Origin of the sequence: Rhizobium sp. GCM10022189, assembly GCF_042656325.1 — a bacterium.
Classification (GTDB): domain Bacteria; phylum Pseudomonadota; class Alphaproteobacteria; order Rhizobiales; family Rhizobiaceae; genus Rhizobium.
This window is the reverse complement of the sequence record NZ_JBHSOR010000049.1, coordinates 340512-355767: the sequence shown is the minus strand read 5'-3', so window position 1 is coordinate 355767 and position 15256 is coordinate 340512. Positions and strand designations below refer to the sequence as shown.

13 protein-coding genes are annotated in these 15256 nt (G+C 63.8%); 9 read left to right on the top strand and 4 right to left on the bottom strand.

The annotated features are described in order from the left end of the window. Nucleotides 1-16: 16 nt before the first annotated feature. Complete coding sequence (locus tag ACFPWW_RS22825) at nucleotides 17-1231, bottom strand: MFS transporter (RefSeq protein WP_377313833.1); 1215 nt, start codon at nucleotides 1229-1231, stop codon at nucleotides 17-19. Between the two features lie 422 nt (nucleotides 1232-1653). On the opposite strand from ACFPWW_RS22825, the gene ileS reads away from it, so the two are divergent. Together ileS and ACFPWW_RS22815 are read left to right on the top strand one after the other, a co-directional pair. Beyond that, nucleotides 1654-4560 (top strand): isoleucine--tRNA ligase, encoded by a 2907-nt coding sequence (gene ileS, locus ACFPWW_RS22820; RefSeq protein ID WP_377313289.1) that lies wholly within the window; start codon nucleotides 1654-1656, stop codon nucleotides 4558-4560. 131 nt (nucleotides 4561-4691) lie between these two features. Then, complete coding sequence (locus tag ACFPWW_RS22815; RefSeq protein WP_377313287.1) at nucleotides 4692-5321, top strand: hypothetical protein; 630 nt, start codon at nucleotides 4692-4694, stop codon at nucleotides 5319-5321. A 6-nt stretch (nucleotides 5322-5327) separates the two neighbouring features. On the opposite strand, the gene ACFPWW_RS22810 is transcribed toward ACFPWW_RS22815, so the two are convergent. Further along, nucleotides 5328-5633 carry a hypothetical protein gene (locus tag ACFPWW_RS22810; RefSeq protein WP_112571019.1) on the bottom strand — a complete coding sequence of 102 codons (306 nt, stop codon included), beginning with the start codon at nucleotides 5631-5633 and terminating at the stop codon, nucleotides 5328-5330. Next, nucleotides 5630-6067 carry a nucleoside deaminase gene (locus ACFPWW_RS22805; RefSeq protein ID WP_112571021.1) on the bottom strand — a complete coding sequence of 146 codons (438 nt, stop codon included), beginning with the start codon at nucleotides 6065-6067 and terminating at the stop codon, nucleotides 5630-5632. The genes ACFPWW_RS22810 and ACFPWW_RS22805 overlap by 4 nt, the downstream gene beginning before the upstream one ends. Before the next feature lie 90 nt (nucleotides 6068-6157). Between ACFPWW_RS22805 and ACFPWW_RS22800 the strand changes: the two genes are divergently transcribed. The 3 genes from ACFPWW_RS22800 to ACFPWW_RS22790 are packed head-to-tail and all read left to right on the top strand — an operon-like array spanning nucleotide 6158 to nucleotide 9320. Continuing rightward, nucleotides 6158-7876: a pseudouridine synthase gene (locus tag ACFPWW_RS22800; RefSeq protein WP_377313285.1), complete on the top strand. Its 1719-nt coding sequence runs from the start codon at nucleotides 6158-6160 to the stop codon at nucleotides 7874-7876. Next, the gene (rsmD, locus tag ACFPWW_RS22795; RefSeq protein ID WP_112571025.1) at nucleotides 7857-8417 is read left to right on the top strand and encodes a 16S rRNA (guanine(966)-N(2))-methyltransferase RsmD; all 561 of its coding nucleotides are present in this window, start codon (nucleotides 7857-7859) and stop codon (nucleotides 8415-8417) included. Before ACFPWW_RS22800 ends, rsmD begins: the two co-directional genes overlap by 20 nt. Nucleotides 8418-8438: 21 nt before the next feature. Next, the gene (locus ACFPWW_RS22790) at nucleotides 8439-9320 is read left to right on the top strand and encodes a patatin-like phospholipase family protein (RefSeq protein WP_377313283.1); all 882 of its coding nucleotides are present in this window, start codon (nucleotides 8439-8441) and stop codon (nucleotides 9318-9320) included. 33 nt (nucleotides 9321-9353) lie between these two features. Here ACFPWW_RS22790 and ACFPWW_RS22785 read toward each other — a convergent pair whose 3' ends face one another. Next, entirely contained in the window at nucleotides 9354-11165 is a 1812-nt protein-coding gene (locus ACFPWW_RS22785; protein ID WP_377313281.1) for a monovalent cation:proton antiporter-2 (CPA2) family protein, read from the bottom strand. A gap of 114 nt (nucleotides 11166-11279) precedes the next feature. Between ACFPWW_RS22785 and ACFPWW_RS22780 the strand changes: the two genes are divergently transcribed. From ACFPWW_RS22780 to waaA, 4 genes are all read left to right on the top strand, one after another. Further along, nucleotides 11280-12629: a TldD/PmbA family protein gene (locus ACFPWW_RS22780; RefSeq protein WP_112571031.1), complete on the top strand. Its 1350-nt coding sequence runs from the start codon at nucleotides 11280-11282 to the stop codon at nucleotides 12627-12629. 16 nt (nucleotides 12630-12645) lie between these two features. After that, nucleotides 12646-13455 carry a 3'(2'),5'-bisphosphate nucleotidase CysQ gene (locus ACFPWW_RS22775; protein ID WP_377313280.1) on the top strand — a complete coding sequence of 270 codons (810 nt, stop codon included), beginning with the start codon at nucleotides 12646-12648 and terminating at the stop codon, nucleotides 13453-13455. A gap of 61 nt (nucleotides 13456-13516) precedes the next feature. Further along, nucleotides 13517-13765: a DUF4170 domain-containing protein gene (locus tag ACFPWW_RS22770; protein ID WP_112571033.1), complete on the top strand. Its 249-nt coding sequence runs from the start codon at nucleotides 13517-13519 to the stop codon at nucleotides 13763-13765. 167 nt (nucleotides 13766-13932) lie between these two features. Then, nucleotides 13933-15252, top strand: a complete 1320-nt coding sequence (gene waaA / locus ACFPWW_RS22765) for a lipid IV(A) 3-deoxy-D-manno-octulosonic acid transferase (protein WP_112571035.1) — start codon at nucleotides 13933-13935, stop codon at nucleotides 15250-15252. The last annotated feature ends 4 nt before the right edge of the window (nucleotides 15253-15256 follow it).

Sequence of the window (15256 nt, the reverse complement as noted above, 5' to 3'; positions counted from 1 at the left end):
GGTTTATTGAAAATGCTTAGGCGGCACCAAGCGCCGGCTGCGCCTTCTGCCGCGGCAGCGGCGGGAAGGCGAGCGCGATTGCCGCAGCACCGAGCCCGACCAGCGCCGACCCGATGAACAGCCACGAATAATTGGCATAGCTATCGTAGATCCAGCCGCCGATCAGCGGGCCGAAGGCCATGCCGATGCTTGACAGCATGGTCGCCGCCCCGAAAACCGTGCCGATGATGCGCGGGCCGAAATATTCGCGCGCCAGCACCGCATAGAGCGGCATGACGCCGCCATAGGCGCTGCCGAAAATGACGGCAAGCACGTAGAATTCCCCAAGCCTGCTGACGGCGAGATAGGTGGCAAGCGCTGTCGCCTGTATCAGCAATCCCGCGATGATGACCGGCTTCACGCCGATCCTGTCCGCCAGCGTGCCATAGAGCAGGCGCCCGCCAAGACCGGCAAGACCCTCGACGCTGTAGATGCTGACGGCGGCCATCGGGGCGACGCCGCAGAGCGTGGCATAACTCACCATATGGAAGATCGGCCCGGAATGGGCCGCGCAGCAGGCAAAGAAGGTGAGCCCGAGCACGATGAACTGCGGCGAACGGAAAACCCGCCACAGATTGGGAACGCCGCCATCGGCCGGCACGATCGCCTCATGCGTCTCGACGGGCGGGGACGGACGGCGACGCACGAGAAGCGCTGCCGGGATCATCAGGATCAGCGCGCCGATGCCGATGACCATCATTGCCGGGCGCCACTCGTAGGCGGTGATGAGCCAGCGTGCGAAGGGCGAGATCGTCATTGGCGCCACACCCATGCCGGCCGAAACCAGCGAGACGGCAAGGCCGCGGTTCTCGTCGAACCATTCCGTCGTGGCCGCGATCATCGGCGCGAAGAAGGCGCTGGCCGAAAGCCCGACGAGCACGCCATAGGTCAATTGAAATTGCAGCAGCGTTTCCGCCCGGCTGGCAAGCACCAGCGCCAGCCCGAGGATGACGGAGCCGATCAGCACCACCGGCCGCGGCCCGAAACGGTCGCTGGCCGCGCCCCAGAAGAAGCCGCCGATACCCATGACGATGAAATTCAGCGTCATGGCGCTGGCAATGCCGGCATGCGACCAGCCGGTTGCATCCGCGATCGGCTGCTGGAAAATGGCGAGAGAAAACATGGCGCCGAGCGCGACACACGTCATCAGCGCGCCGGCCGCGACGATAACCCAACGATAGGAACTGTTCATATCCTCATCACTCCTTGCGGGTTCGATCGGCATGATGAATTTCCCATGCCCGCGAGTCAAAGACGTTCGGGCAACGAGGAATTCGACAGGCTCTTGGGATTTTTGCAGCGGAAGCGGGAAAATCGCGGCCATGGCGCGTCGCCGCCATCCGCCGGTCGTCTTTTCATGCGGCGGGCGTTCGGCCTTTCGTAAGGTTGCGGGCCTGAAATCCCTCTTCCTTTTCCGCCGAAAAGCGCCTATGAACCGGCGCGATGAGTAAATTCCGGCTGGCGCATTCGATACGAATTATCGGCCCGGTCTTCCGCGCGCGCTGAGCGGCCGGAAGGTCCGGGTTTTTGGCGCTTGGATTGAGCGAGCGCTTTCCGTCACCATAGATTTGATGTCCGCGCGCCCGTCCGGGCCGCCAGAAACGATTGTCACACATGACCGACACAGCCGAAAAGATCGATTATTCGAAGACCCTCTATCTGCCCGAGACGGATTTTCCGATGCGCGCCGGCCTGCCGCAGAAGGAGCCGGAACTCGTTGCCCGCTGGCAGCAGATGGACCTCTACAAGAAGCTGCGGGCTTCCGCCGCCGGCCGCGAAAAATTCGTCCTGCACGACGGCCCGCCCTATGCCAACGGCAACATCCACATCGGCCACGCGCTGAACAAGATCCTCAAGGATGTCATCACCCGCTCCTTCCAGATGCGCGGTTACGACTCCAACTACGTTCCCGGCTGGGACTGCCACGGCCTGCCGATCGAATGGAAGATCGAGGAAGAAAACTATCGCGCCAAGGGCAAGGCCAAGCCTGACCTGAGCGAGCCCTCGGCGATGATCGAATTCCGCCGCGAATGCCGCGCCTATGCCGAAAAGTGGATCGCCATCCAGGGTGGCGAGTTCCAGCGTCTCGGCATCGTCGGCGATTTCGAGAATCCGTACCTGACGATGAATTTCCACGCGGAAAGCCGCATCGCCGGTGAGTTGCTTAAGATCGCGAAGAGCGGCCAGCTCTACCGCGGCTCCAAGCCGATCATGTGGTCGGTCGTGGAGCGTACGGCGCTGGCGGAAGCGGAAGTCGAATATCATGACTATGAGAGCGACACGATCTGGGTGAAGTTCCCGGTCGCCAAGGGCTCCGATGCCCTCAAGGACGCCTTCGTCGTCATCTGGACCACCACGCCCTGGACGATCCCCGGCAACCGGGCGATCGCCTATTCGTCGCGCGTCGCTTATGGCCTGTACGAAGTCACAGCTGCCGAGAACGATTTCGGCCCGCGTCCGGGCGAGAAGCTTGTTCTCGCTGACCGGCTCGCTGAGGAATCCTTCGCCAAGTCCAAGCTGCAGTACAAGCGCCTCGCCGATGTCACTGCCGACGACCTCGCCGGTATCACCTGCGCTCATCCTCTGAAGGGCCTTGGCGGTGGCTACGAATTCGATGTGCCACTGCTTGCCGGCGACCACGTTACCGACGATGCTGGTACCGGTTTTGTGCACACTGCGCCGAGCCATGGCCGCGAGGACTTTGACGTCTGGATGGCGCATGGCCGTGAAATCGAGGCCCGCGGCATCGACACAAAGATCCCGTTCCCGGTCGATGACGGCGGCTTCTACACCGCCGACGCCCCCGGCTTCGAAGGCGCGCGCGTCATCGACGACAACGGCAAGAAGGGCGATGCCAACGACCGGGTCATCAAGGCGCTGATCGAGGCCAACGCGCTCTTTGCCCGCGGCCGCCTGAAGCATCAATATCCGCATTCCTGGCGCTCCAAGAAGCCGGTCATCTTCCGCAACACGCCGCAGTGGTTCGTCTACATGGACAAGACGCTGGCCGACGGCACGACGCTGCGCACCCGCGCGCTGAAGGCGATCGACGACACGCGCTTCGTGCCGGCTGCCGGCCAGAACCGCCTGCGCGCCATGATCGAGCAGCGCCCCGACTGGGTTCTTTCCCGTCAGCGCGCCTGGGGCGTGCCGATCTGCGTCTTCGTCGACGAGCACGGCACAGTGCTGCAGGACGATGCCGTCAACCAGCGCATCCTCGATGCGTTCGATGCCGAGGGCGCCGACGCCTGGTTTGCCGAAGGCGCCAAGGAGCGGTTCCTCGGCAACGAACATGACCCGGCCAAGTGGTCGCAGGTCATGGATATCCTCGATGTCTGGTTCGACTCGGGCTCGACGCATACCTTCACGCTGGAAGACCGCGCCGACCTGAAATGGCCGGCCGATGTCTACCTTGAGGGTTCCGACCAGCATCGCGGCTGGTTCCATTCCTCGCTGCTGGAATCGGCTGCGACGCGTGGCCGTGCGCCCTATAACGCCGTCATCACCCATGGCTTCACCATGGATGAGAAGGGCGAGAAGATGTCGAAGTCGAAGGGCAACGTCGTCTCCCCGCAGGACGTCATGAAGGATGCCGGCGCCGATATCCTGCGTCTGTGGGTCATGACCACCGACTATTGGGAAGACCAGCGCCTCGGCAAGACGATCATCCAGACCAACGTCGATGCCTATCGCAAGCTGCGCAACACCATCCGCTGGATGCTCGGCACGCTGGCGCACGACAAGGGCGAGGTCATCGCGCTTGCCGACCTGCCGGAACTGGAGCAGCTGATGCTGCACCGCCTGTCCGAGCTCGATCAGCTCGTGCGCGAAGGTTATGATAGTTTCGAGTTCAAGAAGATCGCCCGCGCGCTCATCGACTTCGCCAATGTCGAGCTGTCGGCCTTCTATTTCGACGTCCGCAAGGACGCGCTCTACTGCGATGCGCCCTCCAGCCTTCGCCGCCGCTCGGCGCTTTATGTCATCCGCACGATCTTCGATTGCATGGTGACATGGCTTGCGCCGATGCTGCCTTTCACCACGGAAGAGGCCTGGCTCTCGCGCAATCCTTCCGCCGTTTCCGTTCATCTGGAGCAGTTCGCTCCGGTCGCTCCGCAATGGCGCAACGATGCCCTGGCCGAGAAGTGGAAGAAGATCCGCGCGATCCGCAGCGTCGTCACCGGCGCGCTCGAAATCGAGCGCAAGGACAAGCGCATCGGCTCCTCGCTGGAAGCGGCCCCTGTCGTGCATGTCGCCGATGCGGACCTCATGAAGGCGCTCGAAGGGCAGGATTTCAGCGAAGTCTGCATCACTTCCGGCATCACGATCGAGGCGAGCGCCGGCCCGGCCGATGCCTTCCGGCTGCCGGAAGTCGCTGACGTCGCGGTCGTTCCGAAGCTGGCCGAAGGCGTGAAATGCGCCCGCTCCTGGCGTATCACCACCGATGTCGGCTCCGATCCCGACTATCCCGACGTTTCGGCGCGTGATGCCGCGGCACTGCGCGAACTTGGCATCACGGCCTGAAGATATTTGCCGGGTGAATTGCCTTTGCGGCGTTCATCCGGTAAAAGCTGCCTGAAAATGGCCGGATTTTTGCGTCAGGGGGACGATTGTCCGGTGGGCAGTACTGATTCCGGCATGCGGGAAGGGTTTTCATGTTAGCGACGCATTGGTTCCGTTTGGGCGCCTGCCTGTCTGTTGTCATGGCGGCAAGCTCCATGATGTCCGGCTGCGCCAGCAGCCCGACCTACGGCACCGACAAGACCGCAATGGAACAGCTTGCCGACGACCTCGGCCAGTCCGTTTCGCTGACCGGCCCCGGCCCGAAGAATGCCGGCGTGAAGTACACGCCGCGTCCGACACTGGTCATGCCTGCGTCGGACCAGAAGGAAACCCTCGTGGCGCCGCAGCAGAATGTGGCGAACAAGGACAATCCGCAATGGGTTGAATCGCCGGAAGAGGCCCGCGCCCGCCTCGTCAAGGAAGCCGACGAAAATTCGGACAATCCGAGCTATCGCTCGCCGCTCGCCAGCTCCGCCATCGAAGGTGGCCGCCAGACGACCGAAGCCCAGACCCAGGCCTATCGCGAAGCGCGCGCCCTGCAGAAGGGTGCCTATATCGACCAGCGCCGCTACATTTCCGATCCGCCGACCGAATATCGCGCCGTCGACGACCCGGCCAAGCTCGATGACCTCGGCACGCCGGAGCAGAAGAAGGACAAGCAGCGCAAGAAGGATGCGGCTGTTGCCGGCAGCGGCACCAAGTGGTGGCAGATCCTCCAATAAGACGTGTCAGCGGCGCGACGCCGTGAACCAGCGCTGCGTCAGCGTGATGTGCAGCAGCTGGCTGGACAGGAAGACGCCCGATATCAGCGCAATGTCCGAAAGCTGTGCCGCGCCCGAAAGCAGGATTGCGCCCAGGACCGCAGCCGCAAGCGCTGGAATGACGGCAAAAGCGATCCTTCGCGGCGCCGTCCAGTTCACGCCTCCCTTCAAGGACCATTGCATCGGCAGCTTCGCGATACCGGGCGCGACGGTCCGGTTGGCATAGGCGGCAACGCCGCCCATGACGATGATTGTTGCGATGGCAAGGATCATGGTGCGTCTCTCCTTTCGGAAAAGAATGCCCTCAGCATATCCGCCGACTCGGTTTCGTTGAAGCCGGAATAAACCTCCGGTGCATGATGGCAGGTCGGCTGCGCATAGAAACGCACGCCGTTGTCGACCGCTCCGCCCTTCGGGTCTTCCGCACCGTAGTAGAGCCTGCGGATGCGGGCGAAGGAAATGGCGGCCGCGCACATCGTGCAGGGCTCCAGCGTGACGTAGAGATCGGCGCCGGCAAGCCGTTCCTGGCCGAGTGTGTCGCAGGCCATGCGGATCGCCGCGATCTCGGCATGGGCCGTCACGTCGTTGAGTTCGCGCGTGCGGTTTCCGGAACGCGCCACCGCCTCGCCATCGATGACGACGACGGCGCCGATCGGCACTTCGCCGCGCTCCCCGGCGGCGCGCGCTTCCTTGAGCGCCATCTCCATAAATCGATTTGTCTTCACGTTTGCGAGAATTTCCACTTAACCGCCGGTGCATGACCTGATAGACAGGCCCAAAAGGCAGGCAAACAACAAATGACACTCAAAGACAAGCCAAAACGCCCGGGCGCAAGGCCCCCCGCGCGCGACGCGCGGCCGAAAAGCGGCCCGAAGGCCGGTATGGACAAGCCGCCGAAGGCGGCTTCCGCGAAAGTGGCAGCCAAGGAAGCGGATGGCGACACCAAGGCGGAGCGTATTTCCAAGGTGATGGCGCGCGCCGGCGTCGCCTCCCGTCGCGATATCGAACGCATGATCATGGACGGTCGCGTCACGCTGAACGGCAAGCTCCTCGATACGCCCGTCGTCAACGTCACGCTCGAAGACAAGATCGAGGTCGACGGCGTGCCGATCCGCGGCATCGAGCGCACCCGCCTGTGGCTCTACCACAAGCCGCCGGGCCTGGTGACGACCAATTCCGATCCCGAGGGGCGCCCGACGGTCTTCGACAACCTGCCGGAAGAACTGCCGCGCGTCATGTCGATCGGCCGCCTCGACATCAATACCGAGGGCCTGCTGCTGCTCACCAATGACGGCGGCCTTGCCCGTGCACTGGAACTGCCGACCACCGGCTGGCTGCGCCGTTACCGCGTGCGCGCCCATGGCGAGATCGATCAGGAAGCGCTCGACAAGCTGAAGGACGGCATTGCCGTCGATGGCGTCCTCTACGGCTCGATCGAAGCCACGCTCGACCGCACGCAAGGCGCCAACGTCTGGATCACCATGGGCCTGCGGGAAGGAAAGAACCGCGAAATCAAGAACGTGCTCGGCGCGCTTGGCCTCGAGGTCAACCGCCTGATCCGCGTCTCCTACGGTCCTTTCCAGCTCGGCGAACTGCCGGAGGGTCAGGTGATCGAGGTGCGCGGCCGCACGCTGCGCGATCAGCTCGGGCCGCGCCTCATCGAGGATGCCAGGGCGAATTTCGACGCGCCGATCTACAATGCGCCGGCCGTTGCCGCCGAAGAGGCCGAGGAGCCGGCCCCGGAACGCCGCGAACGCCCGCGCCGCGACGAAGACAAGCGCGAACGCGCCTTGAGCCGCCTCGACACCAAGCGCGATGATCGTCGGGATGATCGCAGGGACGACCGGCGCGGCGACGACGACCGGCCGAAGCGTCCGGCACTCGGCAGCCGCCGCAACGCCAATGTCTGGATGGCGCCCGGCGCGCGTCCGCTCGGCGAAAAGGCGGCAGCCAAGGCGGCCAAGAATGCCCAGACGGCCCGCCGCCGCGGTGAAACACCCGCCTCGGCCAAGGAACCGCGTTTCGATCGCACTGGCGATCGCCCGCGTGCGCAGATCAACCGCGTGCGTGAAGAGGACGGCGAGTGGATCCGTTCGAGCGAAGCGCCGCGCAAGCGCGACGAGGACGAAGGTTTCGGCCGCAAGCGCTCTTTCGGCGATCGCCCGACGCGTGACCAAGGCGGCGAGCGTCCGCGTTCAGCCCGGGGTTTCGGCGGCGAAGGCCGTTCCGAACGTCCGCGTGGCGACAGGCCTTTCGGCGACAAGCCGCGTGGCGAGCGCCGCCCGCGTGAGGAAGGTGGAGACCGTCCGGCGCGTCCGGCTCGCAGCTTCGGCGGCGAGGGTCGCGCAGAACGCCCCCGCGGCGACAAGCCTTTCGGGGACAAGCCCCGTGGGACGAAGAATTTCTCCGGCAAGCCGAAGGGCGATCGGCCGGGCGGCGGCAAGCCTTCCGGCGGGCCGTCGAGAGGTGGTGCGAAAGGCAAGGGAATGACGCGCGGTGCGGATCGTCGGCGGTGAGTTTCGCGGACGGCCGCTAGCCGTACCAAAATCCAACGACATCCGGCCGACTGCGGACCGGACGCGTGAGAGCCTGTTCAATATTCTGAGCCATGCCTATCCGGAATGCATCGACGGCACCCGGATTCTCGATCTGTTCGCCGGCACAGGCGCGGTCGGCCTCGAAGCCGTTTCGCGCGGCTGTCGCCATGCGCTCTTTGTCGAAAACAGCGTCGAGGGCAGGGCGCTGCTCTGGGAGAATATCGATGCGCTCGGCCTGCACGGCCGCACCCGCATCCTGCGCCGCGATGCGACCGATCTCGGCAGCATCGGCAATCTCGAGCCTTTCGACATGCTCTTTGCCGATCCGCCCTATGGCAGGGGGCTCGGCGAGAAGGCGCTTGCGGCGGCTGCCGACGGCGGCTGGCTCAAGCCCGGCGCGATTACCGTTCTGGAAGAACGCGCGGATGTTGCCGTTTCGGTGCATCCCTCCTATGTTTTCCTCGAAAGCCGAATATTCGGCGATACAAGAGTACATTTCTTCCGGTATCAGCCGCAGTAGTCGGCCCGTTGGGAGCAGATCGTGCCGCAGTCGGAAATCATCAGTCCGAAGTCGCCTGCGATCAGCGATCTTCCGACGGTTGCCGTCGCCTTTGGCGGCGGCGGTGCCCGCGGCCTCTCGCATATCCATATCATCGAAACGCTGGATGAACTTGGCATCCGCCCGGTGGCGATATCGGGTTCCTCAATCGGCGCCATCATGGGCTCCGGCATGGCGGCCGGCATGTCGGGCGCGGAGATCCGTGAACACGCGCTCGCAACGGTCGGCAACAAGGCCGCCGTCGTCAGCCGCATCTGGGGATTGCGTCCGACGACGGTGCGCGACGCGGTCGCCAAGGGTATCCGCATCGGCCAGTTCAATCTGGAACGTATCCTGAAAGCCTTCCTGCCGGCGGAACTGCCGCAGCGGTTCGAGGATCTGCTGGTGCCGATGAAGGTGATCGCGACGGACTATTACGGCCAGGCCGAGGTCATCGCCGAACATGGCGAGCTGTTCCCCGCGCTCGCCGCATCCTCCGCCATTCCCGCCGTCTTCATGCCGGTCCGGCTGCACGAAAGGGTGATGATCGACGGCGGTATCGCCAATCCCGTTCCCTACGAATGCCTGATGGATATCGCCGATATCGTCATCGGCATCGATGTCGTCGGCGCGCCGGAGGGCGACGGCACCCATATTCCGAACCGCATGGAGAGCATCTTCGGCTCCGGCCAGCTGATGATGCAGGCGGCGATCTCCCTGAAGCTGAAGCTCCTGCGGCCGCATATCTTCCTGCGCCCCACGGTCGGCCGCACCGGCGTCATGGATTTCCTCAAGGCGCGCGACGTGCTCGCCATGTCGGTCGGCGTCAAGGATGAGCTGAAACATGCGCTCGACCGGGAAATCGAGGCGCGGCTGAAGCGGTAGGCCGGAACAATTCCATGAGAAATGCGCAGATGCTCAGGCGTCCGCCGTCACATCGGCCTTGCTGGAGAACGGATCGTTGAAGCTCTCCGTCGCCCGTTTCGGCTTGACCAGCGGTTCCGGCTTGATCGGCGTCGAAAACAGGAGATCGTTGCCTGCCTGGAGACTGCCTTCCGAAACCTGCAGCACCAGCCGCGCTTCGTCGCGCTTGCGGATATCCTCGCCGATTTCATAGGCATCGACTTCGGACACGCCGAGCGCCTCCAGCGTGCGCCGGCCGAAGAGCAGGCCGGATTCCAGTGTCTCGCGCAGCTCGTAATCGACGCCCTTGTTGCGCAGTTCGATGGAGTGGATGCGGTCGTAGGAGCGCACGAAGAGCGTCGTCTGCGGATAATCGGCCTGGATCAACTCGACCACCTTGTCGGTGATCTCCTTCTTCTGGGTGCAGACGAGCACGATCTTGGCCTTGTCGATACCGGCCGAACGCAGCACGTCCTTGCGGGTGCCGTCACCGAAATAGATGCGGAAACCGAAGGACGAGGCCTGCCGGATGCGGTCGGCGGAAAAGTCGATCACGGTCACGCTGCGGCCGCCGGCAAGCAGGATCTGCGCGGCGATCTGCCCGAAACGCGAGAAGCCGACCATCAGCACGTCCGCGCCCGCGCCCTCGAAATCCTCGTCCAGTTCCTCTTGCTCGTCGCCGTTGAGCATCCGCTTGGAAAGTGCGGCACCGAGCGGCGTCAGTGCCATCGAAAGCGTGACGATTGCAACAAGGAGCGAGGCCGTGCTGCTTGGCATGAGGCCGGCAACGGCAGCCGTGGTGAAGAGCACGAAGCCGAATTCGCCCCCCTGCGGCAGCAGGAAGGCGATGCGCACGGCATCGTTGTGCGAAGACCGCGTCAGGCGGCAGAGCGCGTAGATGATCAGCGCCTTCACGGCCATGATGACCGGCACGGCGATGATGATGAAGAGTGCGTTGTCCAGAAGCACCTGCAGTTCGAGCGACAGGCCGACGGCAATGAAGAAGATAGCGAGCAGCACGCCGCGGAAGGGTTCGATATCGGCTTCGAGCTCGTGCCGGTAGGAAGATTCCGCCAGCATGACGCCGGACAGGAAAGCGCCCATCGCCATCGAGAGCCCGGCAAGCTGCATCAGGCTCGCCGAGCCCATGACGACGAAAAGCGCCGCCGCGATCATCGCCTCGCGCGCCCCGGTCCTGGCGATGATCTGGAAGAGGGGCGTCAGCAGGTATCGGCCCATGACGATCATCGCACCGACCGCCGCAACCGAGATGCCGAAATCGACCAGCGGATTGCCGCTGCCCTTGTCGCCGTCGAGGATGGTGACGACGGCCAGAAGCGGCACGATCGCCAGATCCTGAAACAGCAGCATGGAAAAGGAGCGCTGCCCGTAGCGGGTATTCACATCGCCGTCGCCTTCGAGGATCTGCATGGCGAATGCCGTCGAAGAAAGCGCCAGACCGAAGCCGGCGACGATGCTGCCGCGCCATTCGAGCACGCCGGAAAGCCAGGCAAGCGCCGTCAGCACCAGGCCCGTCAAGACCACCTGCGCCGTGCCGAGGCCGAAAATGTCGCGCCGCATCTGCCAGAGGCGGGTGGGCTTCAGCTCAAGCCCGATGATGAACAGCAGGAAGACGACGCCGAGCTCGGCAACGTCGAGTATCTGTTCGCCGTCGGTGATGCCGTGGAAGATCGGCCCGATGACGATGCCGGCCGCCAGATAGCCGAGAACCGTGCCAAGCCCGAGCTTCTTGAAGATCGGTGCAGCCACGACCGCGCCGCCGAGCAGCAGGATCGTTTCGGTGAAAAGCGCGTTGGGTGCGGACATGCTTCATTTCTTTCGGTGGCGGAGCAAGCAGGCAGCCAGGAAAAGAATCGGCATCCACGGCCTTGATGCTTTCGGGAGTGCACAATAAATGGAACGGGAAGGAAAGGCCAAATCATGTCCTCTGAAATCGATTCCTCGACACTTCTTTCCCGTGCAAGTCAATTGATCGATCTGGCGAAAAAGGCTGGCGCCGACGCCGCCGACGCCGTGGTCGTCCGTTCGCGCGCGCAATCGGTCAGCGTTCGCCTCGGCAAGGTCGAAGGAACCGAGTCCTCCGAGAGCGACGACTTTTCGCTGCGCGTTTTCATCGGCAGGCGGGTGGCGAGCGTTTCCGCCAATCCGGGCTTCGATCTGCAGGCGCTGGCCGAACGCGCCGTCGCCATGGCCAAGGTCTCGCCCGAAGATCCTTTTGCCTGCCTCGCCGATGAGAGCAGGCTTGCGAAAACCTATCCCGATCTGCAGCTGCTCGATACGACCGAGGTCGGCGCCGACCAGCTGCGCGAAGCGGCCCTTGCCGCCGAGGCAGCGGCCCTTGCGGTCAAGGGTGTCACCAATTCCTCCGGTGCGGGCGCGTCAGCCGGCATGGGCGGGCTCGTGCTCGCCACTTCGCACGGTTTCGAAGGCAGCTACATGGCGTCGCGCTTCGGCAATTCCGTCAGCGTCATTGCCGGCGAAGGCACCGGCATGGAGCGCGACTATGATTTCGACAGCCGCCTCTATCATGCCGAGCTCGACGATCCCGCCGATATCGGCCGGCGGGCCGGCGAGCGTGCCGTCAAGCGCGTCAATCCGCGGCAGGTCCCGACCGGCAAGGATATCACCGTCATCTTCGATCCGCGCATCGCCCGCGGTTTCGTCGGCCATATCGCCGGCGCCATCAACGGTGCCTCCGTCGCCCGCAAGACGAGCTTCCTGCGCGACCGGATGGGCCAGCAGGTGCTGAAAGCGGGCCTGTCGATCACGGACGATCCGCTGATCGTGCGCGGGCCGTCTTCCCGTCCCTTCGACGGCGAAGGCGTTTCCGGAGAGCGGCTTGTGATGATCGAGGATGGCGTGCTCAAGCACTGGTTCCTGTCGACGTCGACCGCAAATGAGATTGGCGGGCTCGAAACCAATGGCCGCGGTGTGCGCGGCGGTACCGCCGTCACGCCCGCCTCGACCAACCTGGCGCTGGAGCCCGGCGACATTTCGCCCGAGGAGCTGATCCGCAGCGTCGGCAACGGTTTTTACGTCACCGAACTCATCGGCCAGGGCGTCAACATGATAACGGGCGAATATAGCCGCGGCGCGACCGGCTTCTGGATCGAGAACGGCGAACTGACCTTCCCGGTCTCGGAAGTGACGATCGCTTCGAACCTCAAGGACATGTTCATGCGGCTGACGCTCGCCAACGATATCGACCGCAAGTTCGGCGTGGCGGCGCCGACCCTGGCGATCGAAGGCATGACGCTTGCCGGCCGCTGACGAACGGGTCCCTGCCATGAGCGATGAGGAAAAGTCCCGCTGGCAAGGCGATCTCGCATTGATCGCCGATGCCGCCAGGCAGGCGGGCGCCATCGCACTCGGTTTCTTCAACAAGTCGCCGGAAGTCTGGTGGAAGAACGAGGACCGTTCCCCCGTCAGCGCTGCCGATTTCGCCGCCAACGAAAAGCTCGAGGCCGTTCTGCGCCGGGCGCGGCCGGATTATGGCTGGCTGTCGGAAGAGACCGACGACGATGCCGGCCGTCTGCAATACGAGACCTTGTTCATCGTCGATCCGATCGACGGCACGCGGGCGTTTCTCGCCGGCAAGGATCTCTGGTGCGTGAGTGTCGGCATCGTCTATCGCGGCCGTCCCGTCGCGGGCGTGCTCTATGCCCCGGCGCTGGACGAACTCTATGAGGCGGTAGAAGACGGTCCGGCCCTGAAAAACGGCAGGCCGATCGCCGTGTCCGCACGCGGCAAAGGCGATATCAGCCAGCTTGCCGTCAGCGAGGACCTGTTCAGGCTCCTGCCGCCTGCCGTCCGGGAGCGCAACGAGCGTGTCAAACACATCCCCTCGCTTGCCTATCGTATCGCCATGGTGGCCGATGGCCGTCTCGACGCGACCTTTGTCGGGCGCAATGCCCATGACTGGGATCTTGCCGCGGCCGATCTGATCCTGGATCGCGCCGGCGGTCGCCTTGTCGATCTCTCGGGCCGTCCGGCAACCTACAACAGGGAAAGGGTCAGCCACGACGCTCTGTGTGCTGCGCCGATTGCCCGCCTCGATGAATATCTGGACTTGCTCACTCATCTAAGAGACGGTTGACGTTTCCGTCAAAATCCCTCAGATGAAGGGCCGGAGGAGAATAGGCAGAAAGAGAATAAGAATGACAGACTCCGGCGGTAAAAAGCAGCTCCTGCATCTCGTCTTCGGTGGCGAACTCGAAAACCTTGAAGGCACCCAGTTCAGGGATCTCAAGGATCTCGATATTGTCGGCATTTTCCCCGACTATGCCACGGCACTGACGGCCTGGAAGGCCAAGGCGCAGCAGACGGTCGACAATGCGCATATGCGCTATTTCATCGTCCACATGCATCGTCTGCTTGACCCGCAGGATACGACCGGGAGCAAGTGACCCGCACCTCTATCCGCTGGCTCTCCGCTGCAGGCAGCGGAGGCCTTTGCGTATCGGTTCCTTGCCCCTGATCGACGCATTCTGAACAAAATATTCGGTCATTGCGGCCGCAACGATAATTAGGGAATTGGATTGATGTCGATCTGCATGGATCGGAGGTCTGCCGAATGAGCTCACGGATGGCGCGGATCGGTCTGAACGCGTACCGTCTGGCGGGAACTGTGGCGTCGCCGGTCGTCGGCCTCTACATCACCTACCGTACGGCCAAGGGCAAGGAAGACCGTGCCCGCCGGCTGGAGCGTTTCGGCTATGCGAGCGCCAACCGGCCGCAAGGTCCGCTCGTCTGGTTTCACGCCGCAAGCGTCGGCGAAACCAATGCCGTCATTCCCCTGATCCGTGAAATCCGCCGCCGCGACATCCATGTCATCCTGACGACGGGCACCATCACCTCGGCAAAGCTTGCCGCCGAACGTCTCGGCAACGATGCGATCCACCAATATGTGCCGCTCGATCTGAAACCCGCCGTCGGCCGTTTCCTCGATTACTGGCAGCCGGATTGCGCCATGATCGCCGAATCCGAGATCTGGCCCGCGACCGTGCTTGAACTTGGCCATCGCCGCATCCCGCAGATCCTCGTCAATGCCCGCATGTCGGACCGCTCCTTCGCCCGCTGGCGCCGCCGCCCGTCGCTTGCCGAAGCGCTTTTCGAAAATCTGGCGCTGGTCATCGCCCAGTCCGACCTGGACGCCGAGCGTTTCCGCGATCTCGGCGCCGTGCCGGTCATCACCTCGGGCAACCTGAAGGTCGATACCGACGCCCCGCCCTATGACAGCGCCGTTTTCGCCCGCTACAAGAAGCAGATCGGCGAACGCAAGACCTGGGCGGCGATCTCCACCTTCGACGGCGAAGAAAATGCCGCCGGCATCGTCCACCGGGCGCTGCGCGACCGCGACAGGCAGCTGACGATCATCGTGCCGCGCCATCCCGAGCGCGCCGACGAGATCGAGGCCGCCCTTGTCAAGCAGGGCCTGAAGGTCGCCCGCCGCACCCGCGACGATGTTCTGACGCCCGATGTCGATATCTTCCTGGGTGATACGATCGGCGAAATGGGCCTTTACCTGCGCCTGACGGAAGTGGCTTTCGTCGGCCGCTCGCTCTTTGCCGAGGGCGGCCAGAATCCCCTCGAGCCGGCCATGCTCGGCTGCGCCATCCTGTCGGGCGGCAATGTGCAGAATTTCCGCGAAGCCTATCAGAAGCTCGCCCGCAGCGGCAGCGCCCGCATGGTGCGCGATACCGAGATGCTGGCCAAGGGCGTGCATTACCTGCTGACCAATGACGAGGCGCGCGGCAAGATGATCCAGGCCGGCATTGCGACCGTGCACGAGATGCGCGGCGCGCTGAGCGCCACCTTGAAGGGGCTCGAACCCTATATCAACCCGCTGACGGTAAAGGCGCGCCTGCTGCCGAAAGCCGTGGCACAGGCTTGAGGGA